This window comes from Aromatoleum petrolei (assembly GCF_017894385.1).
GTDB classification, from domain to species: Bacteria; Pseudomonadota; Gammaproteobacteria; order Burkholderiales; family Rhodocyclaceae; genus Aromatoleum; species Aromatoleum petrolei.
This window is the reverse complement of the sequence record NZ_CP059560.1, coordinates 116,726-132,690: the sequence shown is the minus strand read 5'-3', so window position 1 is coordinate 132,690 and position 15,965 is coordinate 116,726. Positions and strand designations below refer to the sequence as shown.

20 protein-coding genes are annotated in these 15,965 nt (G+C 67.6%); 8 read left to right on the top strand and 12 right to left on the bottom strand.

Annotated features, from left to right (window positions below):
• Positions 1-4: 4 nt before the first annotated feature.
• From fabZ to ToN1_RS00545, 6 genes are read left to right on the top strand one after another with little or no spacing between them, the layout of a single operon-like run.
• Positions 5-442, top strand: a complete 438-nt coding sequence (fabZ, locus tag ToN1_RS00570) for a 3-hydroxyacyl-ACP dehydratase FabZ (RefSeq protein WP_169208612.1) — start codon at positions 5-7, stop codon at positions 440-442.
• On the top strand, positions 439-1,209 hold the full coding sequence (lpxA, locus tag ToN1_RS00565) for an acyl-ACP--UDP-N-acetylglucosamine O-acyltransferase (protein WP_169208613.1): 771 nt from the start codon (positions 439-441) through the stop codon (positions 1,207-1,209). The genes fabZ and lpxA overlap by 4 nt, the downstream gene beginning before the upstream one ends.
• A gap of 4 nt (positions 1,210-1,213) precedes the next feature.
• Positions 1,214-2,389, top strand: coding sequence for a lipid-A-disaccharide synthase (gene lpxB / locus ToN1_RS00560; protein WP_169208614.1), 1,176 nt, complete (start codon positions 1,214-1,216; stop codon positions 2,387-2,389).
• Positions 2,362-2,976 (top strand): ribonuclease HII, encoded by a 615-nt coding sequence (gene rnhB, locus ToN1_RS00555; protein WP_169208615.1) that lies wholly within the window; start codon positions 2,362-2,364, stop codon positions 2,974-2,976. The genes lpxB and rnhB overlap by 28 nt, the downstream gene beginning before the upstream one ends.
• Positions 2,973-3,428, top strand: a complete 456-nt coding sequence (locus ToN1_RS00550; RefSeq protein ID WP_169208616.1) for a CopD family protein — start codon at positions 2,973-2,975, stop codon at positions 3,426-3,428. Before rnhB ends, ToN1_RS00550 begins: the two co-directional genes overlap by 4 nt.
• Positions 3,429-3,435: 7 nt before the next feature.
• Positions 3,436-4,230 (top strand): TrmH family RNA methyltransferase, encoded by a 795-nt coding sequence (locus tag ToN1_RS00545; RefSeq protein ID WP_169208617.1) that lies wholly within the window; start codon positions 3,436-3,438, stop codon positions 4,228-4,230.
• 20 nt (positions 4,231-4,250) lie between these two features.
• Here ToN1_RS00545 and bioD read toward each other — a convergent pair whose 3' ends face one another.
• The 5 genes from bioD to bioA are packed head-to-tail and all read right to left on the bottom strand — an operon-like array spanning position 4,251 to position 8,980.
• Positions 4,251-4,928 carry a dethiobiotin synthase gene (bioD, locus tag ToN1_RS00540; protein WP_169208618.1) on the bottom strand — a complete coding sequence of 226 codons (678 nt, stop codon included), beginning with the start codon at positions 4,926-4,928 and terminating at the stop codon, positions 4,251-4,253.
• Complete coding sequence (locus ToN1_RS00535; protein ID WP_169208619.1) at positions 4,921-5,736, bottom strand: methyltransferase domain-containing protein; 816 nt, start codon at positions 5,734-5,736, stop codon at positions 4,921-4,923. Before ToN1_RS00535 ends, bioD begins: the two co-directional genes overlap by 8 nt.
• Positions 5,729-6,478, bottom strand: a complete 750-nt coding sequence (locus ToN1_RS00530) for an alpha/beta fold hydrolase (RefSeq protein WP_210147948.1) — start codon at positions 6,476-6,478, stop codon at positions 5,729-5,731. The genes ToN1_RS00535 and ToN1_RS00530 overlap by 8 nt, the downstream gene beginning before the upstream one ends.
• A complete protein-coding gene (bioF, locus tag ToN1_RS00525) occupies positions 6,475-7,635 on the bottom strand; it encodes an 8-amino-7-oxononanoate synthase (protein ID WP_169208856.1) in 1,161 nt (386 codons plus the stop codon). Before bioF ends, ToN1_RS00530 begins: the two co-directional genes overlap by 4 nt.
• A 10-nt stretch (positions 7,636-7,645) precedes the next feature.
• Complete coding sequence (gene bioA, locus ToN1_RS00520) at positions 7,646-8,980, bottom strand: adenosylmethionine--8-amino-7-oxononanoate transaminase (protein WP_169208855.1); 1,335 nt, start codon at positions 8,978-8,980, stop codon at positions 7,646-7,648.
• Positions 8,981-9,103: 123 nt separating this feature from the next.
• Between bioA and yaaA the strand changes: the two genes are divergently transcribed.
• Positions 9,104-9,889 (top strand): peroxide stress protein YaaA, encoded by a 786-nt coding sequence (gene yaaA / locus ToN1_RS00515; protein WP_169208854.1) that lies wholly within the window; start codon positions 9,104-9,106, stop codon positions 9,887-9,889.
• A 10-nt stretch (positions 9,890-9,899) separates the two neighbouring features.
• Entirely contained in the window at positions 9,900-11,027 is a 1,128-nt protein-coding gene (locus ToN1_RS00510; RefSeq protein ID WP_169208853.1) for a M14 family metallopeptidase, read from the top strand.
• A gap of 13 nt (positions 11,028-11,040) precedes the next feature.
• On the opposite strand, the gene serB is transcribed toward ToN1_RS00510, so the two are convergent.
• From serB to ToN1_RS00475, 7 genes are all read right to left on the bottom strand, one after another.
• On the bottom strand, positions 11,041-11,871 hold the full coding sequence (gene serB / locus ToN1_RS00505) for a phosphoserine phosphatase SerB (protein ID WP_169208852.1): 831 nt from the start codon (positions 11,869-11,871) through the stop codon (positions 11,041-11,043).
• A complete protein-coding gene (locus ToN1_RS00500; RefSeq protein ID WP_169208851.1) occupies positions 11,868-12,947 on the bottom strand; it encodes a 3-deoxy-7-phosphoheptulonate synthase in 1,080 nt (359 codons plus the stop codon). The genes serB and ToN1_RS00500 overlap by 4 nt, the downstream gene beginning before the upstream one ends.
• Before the next feature lie 81 nt (positions 12,948-13,028).
• Complete coding sequence (locus ToN1_RS00495; protein ID WP_169208850.1) at positions 13,029-14,189, bottom strand: NAD(P)/FAD-dependent oxidoreductase; 1,161 nt, start codon at positions 14,187-14,189, stop codon at positions 13,029-13,031.
• A gap of 156 nt (positions 14,190-14,345) precedes the next feature.
• On the bottom strand, positions 14,346-14,510 hold the full coding sequence (locus tag ToN1_RS00490; RefSeq protein ID WP_169208849.1) for a rubredoxin: 165 nt from the start codon (positions 14,508-14,510) through the stop codon (positions 14,346-14,348).
• Between the two features lie 42 nt (positions 14,511-14,552).
• Positions 14,553-15,038 (bottom strand): rubrerythrin family protein, encoded by a 486-nt coding sequence (locus ToN1_RS00485; RefSeq protein ID WP_169208848.1) that lies wholly within the window; start codon positions 15,036-15,038, stop codon positions 14,553-14,555.
• 298 nt (positions 15,039-15,336) lie between these two features.
• On the bottom strand, positions 15,337-15,690 hold the full coding sequence (locus ToN1_RS00480; RefSeq protein WP_210147947.1) for a toxin-antitoxin system TumE family protein: 354 nt from the start codon (positions 15,688-15,690) through the stop codon (positions 15,337-15,339).
• The gene (locus ToN1_RS00475) at positions 15,687-15,959 is read right to left on the bottom strand and encodes a hypothetical protein (RefSeq protein ID WP_169208818.1); all 273 of its coding nucleotides are present in this window, start codon (positions 15,957-15,959) and stop codon (positions 15,687-15,689) included. The genes ToN1_RS00480 and ToN1_RS00475 overlap by 4 nt, the downstream gene beginning before the upstream one ends.
• Positions 15,960-15,965 lie beyond the last annotated feature (6 nt).

Genomic DNA, 15,965 nt, shown 5'->3' with positions numbered 1-15,965 from the left:
CTCCATGGACATCAACGAAATTCTCCAATACTTGCCGCATCGCTACCCCTTCCTGCTCGTGGATAGGGTGCTGGAGCTCGAGGAAGGCAAGCGCATCCTGGCGCTCAAGAACGTGACGATGAACGAGCCATTCTTTCCGGGGCATTTTCCGCATCATCCGGTGATGCCGGGGGTGCTGATCGTCGAGGCGATGGCGCAGGCCGCTGCGCTGCTGTCCTTCAAGACGATGGGCATCAAGCCTGACGAGAATTCGGTGGTGTATTTCGCGGGCATCGACAACGTGCGCTTCAAGCGCCCCGTCGTGCCGGGCGATCAACTGCAGTTTGACGTCGAGATCACGCAAGGCAAGCGCAACATCTACAAGTACAAAGGCGTTGCGCGAGTGGCGGGTGAGATCGCCGCGGAAGCCGAACTGATGTGCGCACTCAAGACTCTGTCATGATCCACGCGACCGCCATCGTCCACCCCGGCGCCAAGCTCGGGGCGAACGTCTCGATCGGCCCGTACTCGATCGTCGGCGAACACGTCGAGATCGGGGACAACACCCGCATCGGCCCGCACGTGGTGGTGGAGGGCCGGACGAAGATCGGCCGTGACAACGAGATCTTCCAGTTCTGTTCGATCGGCGCCGCGCCGCAGGACAAGAAATACGACGAGGAGCCGACGCTGCTCGAGATCGGGGATCGCAACACGATCCGCGAGTTCTGCTCGTTCAACGTCGGCACCAGGCAGGATGCGGGCGTCACGCGCATCGGCAGCGACAACTGGATCATGGCCTACGTGCATGTCGCGCACGATTGCCACGTCGGCGACCACACGATCTTCGCCAACAATGCGACGCTCGCGGGACACGTGCACGTCGGCGACTGGGCGATCCTCGGTGGCTTCACGGGCGTGCATCAGTTCGTGCGCGTCGGCGCGCACAGTTTCTGCGGTGTCGGCACCGTGCTGCTGCAGGACCTGCCGCCGTATGTGACCGTCGCGGGCAACCCGGCCAAGCCGCACGGCATCAACAGCGAAGGATTGCGTCGTCGGGGTTATTCGGCTGACGGCATCGCCGCGATCAAGCGCGCCTACCGTGCGCTGTACCGCGCGGGCCTGAGCCTCGACGATGCGCGTGCGCGCGTCGGCGAGATCGCCGCCGAGCACGCGGAAGTTGCAGCCTTCGCCGACTTCATCTCTGCGTCGGGGCGCGGTATCGTCCGCTGACGCCATGGCGATCCGCATTGCGATGGTGGCGGGCGAGGCTTCGGGAGACCTGCTCGCGAGTCACCTGATCCGGGCGATCCGGCACAAGATCCCCGATGCGGAATTCTTCGGCATCGGCGGGCCGAAGATGCAGGCCGAGGGCTTCGATGCGCGCTGGCCGTGCGAGCTGCTCGCGGTGCATGGCTATGTCGATGCGCTGAAGCGCTATCGCGAACTCTCGGGGATACGCAGGACGCTGCTGAAGCAGGTGAAGGCCGAGCGGCCCGACGCCTTCATCGGTGTCGATGCACCCGACTTCAACCTCTGGCTGGAGGGGAAGGTCCGCGCCGCGGGAATGCCGGCGATCCATTTCGTCAGTCCGTCGATCTGGGCGTGGCGCGGCGGGCGGATCAAGGGCATCGCGCGGTCGGTGTCGCACATGCTGTGCCTCTTCCCCTTCGAGCCGTCCCTGTATGAACGGGCCGGCATCCCGGTGAGTTATGTCGGCCATCCGCTCGCGGACGCCTTTCCGCTGCATCCGAATCGCGCACAGGCACGCGAACTCCTGGGCCTTCCGGTCGAGGGGCACGTGATCGCGCTGCTGCCCGGAAGTCGGCAGTCGGAGGTACGCAATCTGGCGCCGACCTATATCGAGACGGCGAAGATCCTGAGTGAACGCCACCCGGAGCTGTCCTTCGTCGTCCCCCTGGCGACGCGCGAGACGCGCGAACTGTTTGCCGCGGCGCTGCGCAGTGCGCAGGCAGGGGAGCTGCCGATCCGCATGCTGTTCGGGCATTCGGTTGAGGCGATGACGGCGGCCGACGTGGTGCTCGTGGCGAGCGGCACGGCCAGCCTCGAAGCTGCGCTGCTGAAGCGGCCGATGGTTATCAGCTACCGCATCGGCAAGTGGCAGTACCGGCTGATGAAGCGCATGGCCTACCTGCCGTGGGTGGGCCTGCCGAACATCCTGTGCAACGAGACCGTCGTGCCCGAGTTGCTGCAGGACGACGCGACGCCTGCGGCGCTCGCCGATGCGCTCGATCGCTGGCTTGGTGACCCCGACGGTTGTGCGCAGCTCGCGGAGCGTTTCGACGGGCTGCACCGACAATTGCGCCAGAACACGGCGGAGAAGGCGGCTGCTGCGATCCTTCCTTATCTTAACAGGGCTCCCGAATGGAATCCGTCCCGGCAACCGGCCTGATCTGTGGCGTCGATGAGGCGGGCCGCGGGCCGCTCGCCGGTTCGGTGGTGGCGGCGGCGGTGATTCTCGATCCGGCGCAGCCGATCGAGGGACTCAACGATTCGAAGAAATTGAGCGAACAGGCGCGCGACCGGCTCGCGCCGCTGATCCGCGAGCGGGCGTTGGCCTGGGCGGTGGCGGAGGCGACGGTGGAGGAGATCGATCGGCTCAATATCCTGCATGCGACGATGCTGGCGATGCAGCGGGCTGTCGCGGCGCTGGGTTGGGTACCGGATCTTGTGCGCGTCGACGGAAACCGCTGCCCGAAGCTCGCTGTTCCGTGCGAGGCGGTGGTGAAGGGCGATGCGACGGTGCCGGCGATCGCGGCCGCGTCGATTCTCGCCAAGACCACCCGCGACGCGCAGATGCTGGAACTGGATGCAGCCTTCCCGCAGTATGGCTTCGCGGCCCACAAGGGCTATCCGACCGCGGCGCATCTGGCAGCCTTGCGGCAGCACGGAGTGATCGACTGCTATCGACGCAGCTTCGGTCCGGTGCGTGCCCTGATCGACAATCCTGAACTCTGGCCTGCGGGGACGCTGCTGTGACACTCCGGCATCTGGTGCTTTTCCTTCATCTGGCGAGCGTGATCGTGTGGGTCGGCGGCATGGCCTTCGCTTACCTGTGCCTGCGTCCGGCTGCGACGGCACTGCCGCCGTCGCAGCGCCTGCCCTTATGGGTGGGGGTGTTCGAGCGCTTCTTTCCGATGGTGTGGGCGGCGGTGGTGCTGCTCCCCGTGACCGGTATCGGCAGGCTGATCGAGGTCGGCTTCGGCAACGCGCCGCGCGCCTGGCACGTGATGATGCTGACCGGTCTGGTGATGATCGTGGTGTTCCTGTGGATCTGGTTCGGGCCGTGGCGGCGCCTGAGAGCGGCCGTGGCGCGCGAGGAATGGGCGGCGGGCGCGGTGGCGCTCAATCAGATCCGGCAATGGGTCGGGTTCAACATCGTGCTCGGCGCCGTGACGGTGGCGATCGCGACGTTGGGGCTGGGCGTCTGAGGCTGGCTTGAAAGCGATCTCCTCCCGTGACAACGCCAATGTAAAGCGCCTGCACGCGCTCGCAACCTCGGCGCGCGAGCGCCGCAGCAGTGGATCGACCCTGCTGGATGGCGCCCATCTGGTTCAGGCGGCGCTCGATGCCGGGTGGCCGCTGTGCGAGATCGTGGTGAGCGAGCAGGGGCTGCAACGGCCGGAGATCGGCGCGATCGTCGCACGCTGTGGTGCTCTGCCCGCGCTGCAGCTCACCGATCCGCTGTTCGCGCATGTGAGCCCGGTGGATTCGCCTTCGGGCGTCCTGGCGGTGATCGATATTCCCCATGCGCGCATGCCGAAGGCGCTGCGCGAATCCGTGCTGGTGCTCGATGGCGTGCAGGACGCGGGAAATCTCGGCACGATCCTCAGAACGGCGGCAGCGGCGGGGCTGAAAGAGGTCCTGCTCACTCCGGGATGTGCGCAGGCGTGGTCGCCGCGCGTGCTGCGCGCCGGGATGGGCGGGCATTTCTGCCTGAACATCCATGAGCATGTGCAGGTCGGCGAGGTGCTGCGCGGCTATCCGGGGCAGATCCTCGCGACGGGGCTCGGTGCGGGGGCGCGTCCGCTCTATGACTGCGATCTGCGCGGGCCGGTCGCGTGGTTGTTCGGTGCGGAAGGGCAGGGATTGTCGGCGGAGGTCGCGGCGCTGGCGAACGGACTGGTCGTGATCCCGATGCCGGGGGCAGTCGAGTCCCTGAATGTCGGGGCGGCCGCGGCGATCTGCCTGTTCGAGCAGGTACGCCAGCGGCGTGCGGACGGGCGCGCTTAGTCGGGTCCTGCGGCGCGGGATCAGTCCGGCAGGCGCAGTGCGTCGCTCGCCTTCGTCGGATCGCCATCTGCGACGTGTGGGACGACTCCCAGCAGAGGGGCGGGAATCCTCGCTTTCAGCGCAGCGAGGTTTTCATCGAAACGCAGCATCGCGGGATCGACGCGGTTCGCGATCCAGCCGGCGAGTTGCAGGCCGCGGGCAGCCAGCGCCTCGACGGTCAATAGGGCGTGATTGATGCAACCCAGGCGCATGCCGACGACGAGGATCACCGGTAGTGCGAAGTCCACGGCGAGATCTGCAGTGTCGTAGCGTTCGTCGAGCGGGACGCGGAATCCGCCGACGCCTTCGACGATCACGACGTCGGCGCGCACGGCGAGCTCCTCGAAGGCGCGCAGGATGCGCGCGGGTTCGAGCCGGACGCCTTCTTCGGCGGCGGCGATGTGCGGGGCGATGGGACTCGCGAGGCAATAGGGGTTCAGCAGCCGCAGGCCCGGATCGAAGCTGCCGGCGGCGCGGATGCGGGCGGCGTCTTCGTTGATCCGTTCGCCGTCGACGAGCTCGGCGCCGGCGGCGATGGGCTTCATCCCGACTGCGCTGTGGCCGGCGGCGCGTGCGACGTGCAGTAGCGCGCAGGTGACGAACGTCTTGCCGATTTCGGTGTCGGTGCCGGTGAGGAACCAGGCGCGGCGCTCAGTCATGGTCGGTCTCCTGTTTCCTGAGGGCGAGCAGGATGAGGTCGTAGGTGGCGGGTAGCAGGCCGTCGGGCCGGCGGTACGTTTCGTAGACGGCTTCCAGCGTGCGCCATGCGGAACGGCCGAGGGGCTTGCGGCGTCGTTGTTCGCCGACGCTGTGTGCGCCGATGGCCTTGATGTCGCGTAGCAGGCCGCGCAGGTCGGGTGCCAGGGCGTAGGCGGGCTCCAGGTCGCTGGCGACGGTCGTCAGGCCGGCTTTCTCGGCGGCCTCGATCCATTCGGCTGGCGGGTGGAAGCGGATCACGTGGTTCGCCTCGTCGACCCGTGCGAAGGCTTCGCGCAGCTCCCACAGCGTGGCGGGGCCGAGGGTGGCGATCCAGGCGACCCCGCCGGGGCGCAGAGCGTGGGCGATCTGCGCGAGGGAGAGTGCGGGGTCGCACCATTGCAGTGCGAGGCTGGACCAGGCCGCATCCAGGCTGCCGGGTGCCAGCGGCAGGGCTTCCAGGTCGGCGCATAGCGGTGAAATCGCGCCGGCGGAGCTGTTCTGGCGCACGCGCGCGAGCATGGCCGGGGCGAAGTCGAGCGCGACGATGTGGGCGGCCGGATGGGCGCGCGCGATCAGGTCCAGCCCGAAGCCGGTGCCGCAGCCGGCATCGAGGATGCGGGACACGGATCCGGACGGGGGCGTGGTCGCTGCGAGGGTCGCGAGGCGATGGCAGACTTCGCGCTGCACGGCGGCGGCGCGGTCGTAGCTGTCCGCGGCGCTTTCGAAGGCCTTGCGCACCTGCTGCTTGTGGCGACGGTGCTCAGTCATCGAGGCAGTCCGCCATGAGTGCGGCGCATTCGTCCGGACGTGACAGGAAGGGGGCGTGACCGCAGTCGTTGATGGTCGCGAGCCGTGCGTCGGGGAGTTGCCGTGCGAGCCATTCCGCTGCGGCGAGCGGCATCAGTGCATCGCCAGCGCCGTGGATCAGCTGCGTGGGTTGGCGGATCTCCGGGATGAAGACGCGCAGGTCGGTGTTCGCGAGGACTTCCAGCGCGCTGGAGAGGCCCGGGACGCGCTCGGGACCCGTGTCGGCGAGGGCCGCGGCGAGTTCTCCCGCAACGGCCCGCCGGCGTGCGTCGCCAAGCGACTGCAGGGCGACGAATTTCTTCTGCGTGCCGGCAGGATCGGTCGCGAAGTCTGCATTGAAGGTGGCGACGGTTGCGGCGTCGAGGCCGTGGGGCCACGGGGCGTCGCTGCTGCGGGCGACGAAGCAGGGGGTGGCGCCGATGAGGATCAGGCGCGCGACCCGTTCGGGATGGCGGCGGGCGAGGTCGAGCGCGATCAGGCTGCCGAGCGACCAGCCGCACAGCACGGCGCGTTCGGGCAGTGCAGGAAGCAGTGCGTCGCTCCATGTTGCGAGATCGGCGGAGGGCGCCGGGAGGGCGTCGCCGTGGCCGGGCAGGGCGGGTGCGAGGGTGACGACGCGCGACGGCAGGGCATCGCGCAGGCCGGCCCAGACGTTCGGGGTCAGGCCCCAGCCGTGCAGCAGGACCAGTGGCAGGGCGCTCAAGCGGCGTGCTCCAGTGCATTCAGCGCGGCGACGAGGCGCTCGACGTCCTGATGCGTGTGCGCGGCAGTGAGCGAGATGCGCAGGCGGGCGCTGCCCTGCGGGACGGTGGGCGGGCGGATCGCCGGGACCCACAGGCCGGCGTCCCACAGCGCGCGGGCGACGGCGAGCGTCTCGGCGTTGTCGCCGATCACGACCGGCTGGATCGGGGTGCGCGAGGGCATCAGTTGCCAGCGCCGCAGTTGCAGTCCCGTGCGGAGTTGTTCGATCAGTGTGGCGAGGTGCACCCGGCGCGCGTCGCCGTGCTCGATGAGGTCGAGGCTCTTCAGCAGGGCCGTCGCGAGGGCGGGCGGTGCTCCGGTCGTGAAGATGTAGGTGCGGGCTGCCTGCATCAGCCATTCGACGACGTCCGCCTGGCCGGCGACGAAGGCCCCGGAGACGCCGGCGGCCTTGCCGAGCGTGCCGATGTAGACGAGACGCCACGAGGCGAGGCCGGCTTCGCGCAGCGCGCCGCGGCCATCCGGACCAAGGACGCCGAAGCCGTGGGCGTCGTCGACCATCAGCCAGGCGTCGAAGCGTTCGGCCAGCGCGAGCAGTTCGGCCAGCGGCGCGACATCGCCATCCATGCTGAACACGGAGTCGGTGACGATGAGCTTGCGCTTCGCGGTGCTCGCGGCAAGGGCGCGCTCGAGGGCGGTGAGGTCCGCGTGCGGGAAGCGATGCAGGTCGGCGCGCGAGAGCAGGGCGCCGTCGACGAGCGAAGCGTGGTTGAGGCGGTCGGCGAAGATTGCATCGCCGCGCCCGACGAGGGCGGGGATCACGCCGGAGTTGGCCATGAAGCCGGTCGACAGGTAGAGCGCACGTTCGCAGCCGACGAAGGCGGCGAGCCGGCGCTCGAGTTCGTCGTGCACGGTGTAGTGGCCGCTGACCAGATGCGAGGCGCCCGAGCCGCTGCCCCAGCGATCGGCGCCGGCCTTGAGAGCCGCGGCGAGCTCGGGCTCGGCGGCGAGGCCGAGGTAGTCGTTGCTGCAGAAGGCGAGCATGTCGCGGCCGTCGACGCGCGCGCGCGGGCCGCAGGGGGTGTCGAGGCTGCGGCGCACACGGCGCAGGGACCGGGCGTCGAGTTGGGCGAGGTCGGCCTTCAGCGAATCGAGCAGCATGGGCGGTCGGTCAGGTGAGGGCTTCGGCCAGCGCGGCGGCGGCTCCGGCGACGAGGTCGGCGACGTGGCCGTCGTCGAGCACGTAGGGCGGCATGAAGTACACGGTGTTGCCGACGGGGCGCAGCAGGACGCCGCATTTGAGCGCGGCCGTGAAGAAGCGTCGCGAAAAGTCGGGGCGCTCGGTTGCGACGTCGAACGCGAGGATCATGCCGCGCTGGCGCAGGTGGTTGACCGCGGGATGATCGCCAAAGCGGGCGCGGACAGCGTCGCCGAGGCGTTGCGCGAGGCCGCGGTTGGCGGCGAGAACGTCGTCCTGGGCAAAGATGTCCAGCGTTGCGAGCGCGGCGCGGCAGGCGAGCGGGTTGCCGGTGTAGGAGTGCGAATGCAGGAAGCCGCGCGTCGTGGCGTCGTCGTAGAAGGCAGCGTAGATGGTGTCGGTCGTCAGCACCAGCGACAGGGGCAGATAGCCGCCGGAGATTCCTTTCGACAGGCACACGAAGTCGGGCCAGATGCCGGCCTGTTCGCACGCGAAGAAGGTGCCGGTGCGCCCGCAGCCGACGGCGATCTCGTCGGCGACGAGGTGCACTTCGTAGCGGTCGCATAGTGCGCGGGCCAGGCGCAGGTACTCGGGGTCGTACATGACCATGCCGGAGGCGCCCTGCACGAGCGGCTCGACGATCAGCGCGGCAGTTTCGGCGTGGTGTTCGGCGAGGTGGGCTTCGAGGGCGCCGGCGGCACGGCGGGCGACGTCGGCTGCCGATTCGCCGGGCTCGGCGAGGCGGGCGTCGGGCGTCGGCACGATGCTGCCGGCGCGCACCAGCGGGGCGTAGGCGTCGCGGAAGATCGCGACGTCGGTGACCGCGAGCGCGCCGACCGTCTCGCCGTGGTAGCTGCCGGCAAGGCTGACGAAGCGGGATTTTTCCGGCCGGCCAAGGTTGCGCCAGTAATGGGCGCTCATCTTCAGCGCGATCTCGGTCGCTGAGGCGCCGTCGGAGGCGTAGAACGCGTGGCCGAGGCGGTGGCCGGTGAGGGCGGCAAGGCGCTCGGATAGCTGGACGACCGGTTCATGTGTGAAGCCGGCGAGCATCACGTGCTCGAGGCGTTCGAGCTGGTCGCGCAGGGCCGCGTTGATGCGCGGGTTGCAGTGTCCGAAGAGGTTCACCCACCAGGAGCTGATGCCGTCGAGCAGGCGTCGTCCATCCGCATCGATCAGCCACGGCCCTTCGCCGCGCACGATGGGCACCAGCGGCAGATTTTCGTGCTGCTTCATCTGCGTGCAGGGGTGCCAGACGGACTTGAGCGAACGATCGAGCAGCGAATTGGGGAGCGGCGAGGAGGCGTGCATCTGGGCTTCCGGCGGGGGCAACCGCGAAATGTCGCGCAACCGGGGGTTCCTGTCAAACCCCGCCGGAGCGCAGGCGGCGCGATTTGATAACATGTGGCATCCCCAACCCGAAGAACCCATCCCATGATTTTCGTGATTTCCCCGGCCAAGGCGCTCGACTATGAAACGCCGCCGGTGACCGATGTGCATACGCAGCCCGACTACCTCGACGACGCGGCCGAATTGATCGCCGTGATGCGCGAGAAGTCGCCCGCCGAGGTTTCCGCGCTGATGGATATCTCGGACCAGCTCGCGACGCTCAACGTGGCGCGCTACGAGACCTGGGCGCCGCCGTTCTCGCTCGCGAACGCGAAGCAGGCGGTGCTGGCCTTCAACGGCGACGTCTATGACGGACTCGATGCGACGACCCTGTCGCCGGCTGAACTCGAATGGGCGCAGGCGCATCTCCGCATCCTGTCGGGCCTGTACGGCCTCCTGCGGCCGCTGGACCTGATGCAGGCGTACCGCCTGGAGATGGGCACGCGTCTCGCGAATTCGCGCGGGAAGAACCTGTATGCATTCTGGGGCGACAAGCTGACGGTGGCGCTGAACGGGCTGCTCGCACGGGAACGCGAGGCGGGCGCGATGCCGGTGCTGGTCAATCTGGCGTCGGAGGAATATTTCAAGTCGGTGATGCCGGCGAAGCTCGTGGCGCCGGTGGTGACGCCGGTGTTCGAAGACTGGAAGGGCGGGCGCTACAAGATCATCAGTTTCTATGCGAAGCGCGCACGCGGCCTGATGTGCCGCTACGCGATCCGCAACCGGGTCGAGGACGTCGAGGGGCTGAAGGGTTTCGACCTGGATGGCTATGCGTTTGCGCCGGAGGTGTCCGACAAGGACACGCTGGTGTTCCGTCGGCGCGTCGAGTGAGGACCGGGAGATGAAGATCAGCCACAGCTTCGATTCGGGCGCGATCGAGGTCTTGAGTCTCGACGACCCGGAAAACGTCCGCCTGCGTCTGCGTGCGGACAACGCGGCGGAGTTCCGCCAGTGGTTCCACTTCCGTGTCCAGGGGGCGGCGGGGCGGGGCCTGCGGATGGTGTTCGAGAATGCCGCGGAGGCGGCGTATTCGGACGGATGGCCGGAGTATCGTTGCGTCGCGTCCTACGACCGGCGCAACTGGTTCCGCATCGCCGCGACGCGCTACGAAGACGGGCAACTCATCGTCGAGCACACGCCGGACCACGACAGCGTGTATTACGCGTACTTCGAGCCGTATTCCTACGAGCGTCACCTCGACCTCGTCGGCTGGGCGGAGACCTCGCCCTTCGCGCATGTGGATAGCGTCGGATCGACGGTTGAAGGGCGCGAGCTCGACCGCATCGTCGTCGGGCGGGAGACGCCGGCTCACCGGCCGGTGTGGATCGTCGCGCGGCAGCATCCGGGCGAGACGATGGCCGAGTGGTTCATCGAAGGTCTGCTGGAGCGCCTGCTGGATGCGGCGGACCCGGTTGCGCGCCGGATCCGCGAGCGGGCGGTGCTCTACATCGTGCCGAACATGAATCCGGACGGGGCCATTCACGGCAACCTGCGCACGAATGCGGCGGGGCGCAACCTGAATCGCGAATGGCGCACTCCCGACGAGCAGGCGAGCCCGGAGGTCTTTCACGTGCGCGAAGCGATGGAAACGACTGGCTGCGACCTGTTCCTCGACATCCACGGCGACGAGGCTTTGCCCTACGTGTTCTTTTCGACCGCGGAGGAGGTGCCGGGCTTCACTGCCGAGGCGGCCGCGCGGCAGGCGCGGATCGTCGCGGCCCTGTCGGCGGCGAGTCCGGACTTCCAGACTGAGCACGGCTACAAGCCGGGGCGTTTCGGCGAGGAACTGCTGACCCTGGCAAGCAAGTGGGTGGCGCACCGCTTCGGCTGCGTGTCGCTGACGCTGGAGATGCCGTTCAAGGACAACGCGAACATGCCCGACGGCCATGCGGGATGGAGCAGTGCGCGCAGCAAGCGCTTGGGCGCGGCGATGCTGAACGCGATCCTCGCGCACCTCGAGGGTGCTTGAGGATCGGTGTTCGTCAGGCGAACAGGTTGAGCAGTCCGTCGAGGCCGACGTGGTCCAACCGGCAGGCTGCCGCCTTGCGCAGCACCGGTTTGGCACGGTAGGCGACGCCGAAGCCGGCTTCGGTGAGCATCGGGAGGTCGTTCGCGCCGTCGCCGGCGGCGATGACCTGCTCCGGGCGCAGGCCGAGGCGTTCGCGGGCGGCCCGCAGGTGGGCAGCCTTCGCTGCGCCATCCACGACCGGGCCGCTGACGCGCCCGGTGAGCTTGCCGTCGACGACGTCGAGCCGGTTGGCGTGGGCTTCGTCGAAGCCGAGGCGGGCCTTCAGGCGTTCGGTGAAATAGGTGAAGCCGCCCGACACGAGCACGGTATGGATACCGGCCGACTTGAGGCTGCGCATCAGGCGCTCGGCGCCGGGGTTGAGCTGCAAGCGCTGCTCGTACACTTCGGTCAGCGCCGATTCGGGCAGGCCGGCGAGCAGGCTCACGCGGCGGGTGAGTGACTCGGTGAAGTCGATCTCGCCACGCATCGCGGCCTCGGTGATCGTGGCCACTTCGGTCTTGAGGCCCTGCATGTCGGCGATCTCGTCGATGCACTCGATGTTGATCAGCGTCGAGTCCATGTCGGTGACGAAGAGGCCGAAATCGGCCAGCCGGCGGCCGGGGGCGACCCACGCCCAGTCGAGCGCGGCGGTGGCGCACACGGCTTCGATCTCGGCGTTTTCGTGCCCGCCGACGAGGCGGAAGGCCTGCGGGTTGATCTGTTCGATGGCGCTGGCGCCGGTGAGCTTGGCGACGGTTTTCAGGGCGACCGAATCGACGTCCTCGCCCTGTACGACTAGATTCATTCGGCGCGGCTCCTGCGTTGCAGTGCTTCGCGCAGGACGGCATGCGCCTTGCGGATCATGTCGGCGGTGTCGTCCCAGCCGACGCAGGCGTCGGTGACCGAGCAGCCGTACTTGAGCTGCGACAGGTCGGCGGGAATCGGCTGGTTGCCGGCCTCGATGAAGCTTTCGATCATGAGGCCGACGACCGACTGATTGCCTTCGCGGATCTGGTGGATCACGTCTTTCATGACCAGCGGCTGCAGGTCCGGCTTCTTCCACGAGTTGGCGTGCGAGCAGTCGACGACGATGTTTTGCGGCAGCTTGGCCTTCGCGAGCGCCTGTTCGGCGAGCGAGATCGACACCGTGTCGTAATTGGGTCGGCCGCCGCCGCCACGCAGCACGACGTGGCCGTAGCGGTTGCCGCGCGTGCGCAGGATCGCGGACTGACCCTGGCCGTTGATGCCGAGGAAGCTGTGCGGGTGCGAAGCCGAGACGATGGCATTGATCGCGACGTCGAGGTCGCCGTCGGTGGCGTTCTTGAAGCCGACCGGGGTGGACAGGCCGGACGACATCTCGCGGTGGGTCTGTGACTCGGAGGTGCGGGCGCCGATCGCGGTCCACGAGATGAGGTCGCCGTAGTACTGCGGGGCGATCGGGTCGAGCGCCTCGGTGCCGGCGGGCAGCCCGATCTCGTTCACATCCATGAGGAAGCGGCGCGCCTTCTCCATGCCTTCATCGATGCGGAAGGAGTCGTCCATGTACGGATCGTTGATGTAGCCCTTCCACCCGGTGGAGGTGCGCGGTTTCTCGAAATACACGCGCATCACGAGCAGCATGGTGTCGGAGACTTCTTCCGCGAGCACCTTCAGGCGACGGGCGTAGTCGACGCCGGCGACGGGGTCGTGAATCGAGCACGGTCCGACGACGACGAAGATCCGGTTGTCCTTGCGGTCGAGGATGTTGTTGAGCGCCCGGCGACCGGCCAGAACCGTCTCGGCGGCTTTCTCGGTCAGCGGGACGCGCGCCTTGATCTCCTCCGGCGAGGGCATGTGATCAAGGGCGACGATGTTGAGGTTTTCGGTATTGGCGACAGGCATGGCGCGCTCCGCAGTGCAGCAAAGAGAAAGATTGTAACCCGAAGCGCGGGGGTGTCGGGACGGGGGTGCGCGCCCGCCGTGTCAGGCGAGTGCGGCCGGGGCCTGTGCAGTGAGCGCCTGCTTGCGCGCGGTTGCGGCGCCGAGCAGGGCGAATCCGAGCAGTGTGCCGTCGGGCGCGAGGAACTGCGCCTCGACGCCCCTCTCGCCTTCCGAAGCGGGCAGGATGTGCCACCGGCCTTCGGCATTCGCGGCCGGAGGGCAGACGACGGTCGGGCATGCTGGGGTCTTTACGACGACGGGCATCGCGGGGTAGGCGACCGGTGTCGGCTTGCCGGCCAATGTGGCGGCGAGCGCGCGGGCCTGATGCATGATCGGCATCACGAAGGGCAGGACCAAGCCTTCGACTTCCGCGCAGTCGCCGAGCGCGTGGATGTGCGCATCGGAGGTGGCGAGCAGGCGGTCGACGCGGACGCCACGATTCACGGACAAACCGGCAGCGGCGGCGAGCGCGGTGCGCGGGCGCAGGCCGACGGCGGAGAGCACGAGGTCGGCGTCGAGGATGCTGCCGTCGTTTAGGGCGACGCGCCAGGCGTCGCCGCTGCGTTCGATGGTGGTTGCGGAGACGTTCATGCGGAACGTGACCCCCGCCGCTTCGAGTTGTTGCCGAAACCACCCCGCTGCGGCCTCGGGCAGCAGGCGGCCGAGCGGCCAGGCGGCGATGTCGATGACGGTCGGGGCGATGCCGCGCGCAAGCATGTCGTTGGCGAATTCGCAGCCGATCAGGCCGGCGCCGAGGACGACGACGCGCTTCGCACCGTCGAGCCGCGCGGCGAAGCGGGCGAAGTCGTCGAGGTCATTCACGGACAGGACGTCGCCCGCGCCGTCGCCACCGATGGGCAGGCGGATGGGATCCGCGCCGATGGCGAGGACCAGGTCGCGGTAGGCGATGCGTTCGCCGCTGGCCAGCACCGCGATGCGGTCTGCGGGTTCGATGGCCGCGATCTCGACGTGGGGGCGGATCGTGGCGAGCACTTCGCCGGCCATCTTGTCGGCGGTCTTCATGACCAGGCTCTCCGGCGTCTTGCCGGCCGACAGGGCGTTGGACAGCATCGGCTTGGAGTAGAACCCGGCCGCGTCGCGACTCAGGATCATCAGCGGGGTGTCGCGGTCGAGCTTGCGGAATTCGCGCGCGAGGTTGTATCCGGCAAGGCCGCTGCCGGCGATGACGATAGGCTCGGTCATGAAGGCGATCTCTTCGTGGATGTTGTGATTATTCGGGGCGAGGAGCGGTGCGGGGCCTGCCTCCGCTCCGTACGACGTTGGGGTCGGGGGTGGAGCGGAGCGGGGCAGGCGTGAGGGAATCGGGCGCGGAGGCCGCAGATGCAGCCTCCGGCCGGGTCAGATGGCGACCATCTCGAAGTCGGCCTTGGCGACGCCGCAGTCAGGGCAGGCCCAGTCGGCGGGGATGTCTTCCCAACGCGTACCCGGAGGGATGCCCTCGTCGGGGAGGCCGGCGGCTTCGTCATAGATGAAACCGCAAACGATGCACTGGTAGGTCTTCATGATCTTCTTTCCGTTGTGTAGGGGTTGTCGGGGGCGGACGGATCAGGCGGAAATCCTGTCGAGCACCTGCTGGTATTGATTGGCGTGGCGCTCTTCCACCTTGGCCAGCGCGGCGAAGCGCTTGGCGGCCTTTTCCAGCACGGTCTTGAACTGTTCCGCGTGTTCCTTCGATTCGGCGATCTGTTCGTCGATCTCCTGCACCGCAGCCTCGTTTCCTTCGGCAACTGCGACGTGGCGGAAGTTCGGATACATCTCGGTGTATTCGTAGGTTTCGCCTTCGATCGCGAATTGCAGCGCTCGTGCCGGGCTCATCTTGTCCCTGGGGAAGAGGAGGTCGAGGTGGCCAAAGGCGTGCATGACTTCCTGGTCGGCGGTGGCCTCGAAGGCCTTGGCGGTCTCCTCGTCACCCATCTCGCGGCACAGCTTGGCGAAGTAGCGGTACTTGATGTGCGCCATCGATTCGCCGGCGAAGGCGGATTCGAGGTTCTTGATCGTGAGCGACTCGGGGTTGTGGAAGGGGCTGGCCATCGTTTCTCTCCTTGCGTCGTTGATGTTGCGTTGAGTGAATGTTACGCAACGAGGCTGGATTGAAAAAATTGAATGTTTAGATGTAATGGATAGCGGGGGGCTATCATTTGAGGCGTCGAGATGCCTCCGGGATCCGTAGAGTCGTTTCGCAGTATCGACAGCGATATCGCCGCCGCAGGGGGGAGGGCGGTGCAGAGGGGCAGGGAGCTAAGCGACGCAGTCGGCAGCCTTCCTGGGAAGGCGGACGCCATCGGCCCGGGGAGGGCGAGGGCGCGATTGCGCCCTTTGTGCGGGTGGGTTACAGACCCAGGGTTGGATTGGCCAGCAGTGCTTCGATCAGTCGCGACATGTTGTCGGCCGGCGTGTCGTCGGGGCGGGTGAGCGGGTCGGGGCGCACCTTTCCTTCCAGATCATGCAGGTGATTGGGGAAGGTGGTCAGTTCGCGGTGCAGCGGCGCAGTATCTATGCCCAGTTCTGCGTCGCCGTAGCTCCATCGGAGCGAGTAGGCGTCGTCCGCCGCGTAGCGCACCATGAGCGTCACGCCGTTCTCGAGGTTCACGATGAGGGCGTCCTGCTTGTGCTCGACCGGTCGCGACAGGCGGGAGCTGAAGGTGCGGTCGATGTAGTCGGCGAGTTCGATCTGCAGACTCATGTCCGTCCGGCCTCCTTCAAGCACTCCGACAGCATCGCACGCACGGTTTCGCGCGTATCGGCGAGGATGCGGGCACTGAGATACTGTTCATAGGCCGGGTGTTCCGGAATCTGACCGTTGTAGATACGTTCCAGCAATTCGATTTCGTCGGCCGCGCCGCTGGACTTGAGGATCACGCCACGGTTCTCGCGCAGTTCGTAAATCAGCCTTGACAGTTGTTCGAGCTGTTGCGCGTCGTTGGGCTCGATATCGTCATAGAAGCTTGCCATGATCGT

Bases quoted from the DNA above. Each gene is read 5' to 3' on its own strand.
- ToN1_RS00500 (WP_169208851.1), bottom strand. From the start codon at position 12,947: ATGCCTGTCGCCAATACCGAAAACCTCAACATCGTCGCCCTTGATCAC.
- bioD (WP_169208618.1), bottom strand. From the start codon at position 4,928: ATGACTGAGCGCCGCGCCTGGTTCCTCACCGGCACCGACACCGAAATC.
- ToN1_RS00535 (WP_169208619.1), bottom strand. From the start codon at position 5,736: ATGACTGAGCACCGTCGCCACAAGCAGCAGGTGCGCAAGGCCTTCGAA.
- ToN1_RS00495 (WP_169208850.1), bottom strand. From the start codon at position 14,189: ATGACCGAGCCTATCGTCATCGCCGGCAGCGGCCTTGCCGGATACAAC.
- yaaA (WP_169208854.1), top strand. From the start codon at position 9,104: ATGATTTTCGTGATTTCCCCGGCCAAGGCGCTCGACTATGAAACGCCG.
- ToN1_RS00490 (WP_169208849.1), bottom strand. From the start codon at position 14,510: ATGAAGACCTACCAGTGCATCGTTTGCGGTTTCATCTATGACGAAGCC.
- ToN1_RS00510 (WP_169208853.1), top strand. From the start codon at position 9,900: ATGAAGATCAGCCACAGCTTCGATTCGGGCGCGATCGAGGTCTTGAGT.
- bioF (WP_169208856.1), bottom strand. From the start codon at position 7,635: ATGCTGCTCGATTCGCTGAAGGCCGACCTCGCCCAACTCGACGCCCGG.
- serB (WP_169208852.1), bottom strand. From the start codon at position 11,871: ATGAATCTAGTCGTACAGGGCGAGGACGTCGATTCGGTCGCCCTGAAA.
- ToN1_RS00475 (WP_169208818.1), bottom strand. From the start codon at position 15,959: ATGGCAAGCTTCTATGACGATATCGAGCCCAACGACGCGCAACAGCTC.
- lpxB (WP_169208614.1), top strand. From the start codon at position 1,214: ATGGCGATCCGCATTGCGATGGTGGCGGGCGAGGCTTCGGGAGACCTG.
- rnhB (WP_169208615.1), top strand. From the start codon at position 2,362: ATGGAATCCGTCCCGGCAACCGGCCTGATCTGTGGCGTCGATGAGGCG.
- bioA (WP_169208855.1), bottom strand. From the start codon at position 8,980: ATGCACGCCTCCTCGCCGCTCCCCAATTCGCTGCTCGATCGTTCGCTC.
- fabZ (WP_169208612.1), top strand. From the start codon at position 5: ATGGACATCAACGAAATTCTCCAATACTTGCCGCATCGCTACCCCTTC.
- ToN1_RS00485 (WP_169208848.1), bottom strand. From the start codon at position 15,038: ATGGCCAGCCCCTTCCACAACCCCGAGTCGCTCACGATCAAGAACCTC.
- ToN1_RS00480 (WP_210147947.1), bottom strand. From the start codon at position 15,690: ATGAGTCTGCAGATCGAACTCGCCGACTACATCGACCGCACCTTCAGC.
- lpxA (WP_169208613.1), top strand. From the start codon at position 439: ATGATCCACGCGACCGCCATCGTCCACCCCGGCGCCAAGCTCGGGGCG.